The sequence below is a fragment of the Mesorhizobium sp. M5C.F.Ca.ET.164.01.1.1 genome (assembly GCF_004792125.1).
Taxonomy (GTDB): domain Bacteria; phylum Pseudomonadota; class Alphaproteobacteria; order Rhizobiales; family Rhizobiaceae; genus Mesorhizobium; species Mesorhizobium wenxiniae.
In genome coordinates this window covers 1-353 of record NZ_SRTG01000262.1, presented here as the reverse complement: position 1 = coordinate 353, position 353 = coordinate 1, and the positions used below count along the sequence as shown (strand labels likewise).

The window sequence follows — 353 nt, the reverse complement described above, 5'->3', positions numbered from 1 at the left end:
TCAAACCAAATGTGACTACATCGTCATTGGCGGCGGCTCGACTGGCTGCGTGATTGCCTCGCGGCTTTCGGAAAATCCCGATGCCTCGGTCTTCCTGTTGGAGGAGGGGCCGCGAGGCAATCACGCAGCCAGTCGAACCGCCGCCAATGACGATGTAGTCACATTTGGTTTGCATCACTTCTTCCTGCGGACGTATGCCCCAAAGAGCCTAGCCATGCGATGTCATCGGTCATATCCTAAAAAGCGGCCCCGGTTTCAGGGCCAGGGCGCCGCCGTCAATGTTCGATTCACTGCGGCGAACCCCGACAATGCCGAGGCATCGGCCGCTAGTAGGCAAAAATCGGGCATCGCTG

At 58.4% G+C, this 353-nt stretch carries 1 protein-coding gene; it reads left to right on the top strand.

From position 1 onward, the window contains the following. Positions 1-19: 19 nt before the first annotated feature. On the top strand, positions 20-353 hold a 334-nt coding region (locus EN807_RS37220), incomplete at its 3' end, for an FAD-dependent oxidoreductase (RefSeq protein WP_246684519.1).